This window comes from Carboxylicivirga taeanensis (assembly GCF_051851475.1).
GTDB classification, from domain to species: Bacteria; Bacteroidota; Bacteroidia; order Bacteroidales; family Marinilabiliaceae; genus Carboxylicivirga; species Carboxylicivirga taeanensis.
In genome coordinates, this window is sequence record NZ_JBPUSJ010000092.1 from 1 (window position 1) to 922 (window position 922).

General features: G+C 34.2%; 1 protein-coding gene. It reads right to left on the reverse strand.

The window, feature by feature from the left end; genetic code table 11:
* Nucleotides 1-185: 185 nt before the first annotated feature.
* Nucleotides 186-902: a hypothetical protein gene (locus ACSX1H_RS19385; RefSeq protein ID WP_439185909.1), complete on the reverse strand. Its 717-nt coding sequence runs from the start codon at nt 900-902 to the stop codon at nt 186-188.
* Nucleotides 903-922: the final 20 nt, after the last annotated feature.

The window sequence follows — 922 nt, forward strand, 5'->3', positions numbered from 1 at the left end:
AACGGCCTGCCGCATGGTGTTGTAAGGCGATTAAACCAAACTAACTTTCCTAAATGAGCGGAGCCAAAGCTTTGTATTTGTTTTTAACTTTTCATTTCAAAAGCCAAATCAAAGATTTGGCGGTGTTTGCCGAAGCTACGAAACTTCCAAAATGCTTAACTCGCCTTATACACTATTGCGGTTTGTTAGCGGTTGTATTTTTTTTCTACTTTATCATCTTCATAACTAGATATCAGAATGATGTATTGTTGTGTAACTGTATCAATGCTAACGCAGTCTCTTAAGCCACCAATTGCATATTGAACACATTTACAGTCTTGAAAATCATTCACAATAGTCTCCTTATTCCTTTCAATGTCAAATATTTTCAACCGTTCATTTGATTCATTGATATTCTCAATGTAAAGCAGAATTTGATTTTCTTCGTTTGCATCTACCCATGCTCCTTTTCTTAATGGTTTACCTGTTCTTTTATCAATAAGTTGAATCTCATGAGGATTTCCAGAGCCAAAAGATTGAACAAATACAAATGAACTGTCAAAATCAGCACCTATGTAACCAATGTTTTTATGTGGTAATCCATAACTACTTCCTCCAGTCAAGTCCATAATATCAGTTGTGTCCTTGATTAGAAATATTGTCTGTAGAGTGTCTGGGTTATTAGATTCTTTATACACTCGATATTCTAATTTGAAGCCGTTTTTCAAGCTTGTCTGGAAATCATAGTCAAGGTATGTCGAGTCAGAAAGATACGTTCTTGTCACAATACTACTTTTAACCACATTTTCATTTGTGGCAGTCTTTGTTTCATTGATTTCATAGGTCAAGCTTTCTGTTTTTGAGTTTTTAGCTTGACATCCAAATATCAATACAATTGTTAATATGTATAGAGTGTTTTTCATCTTATATAACCGCTAACGGT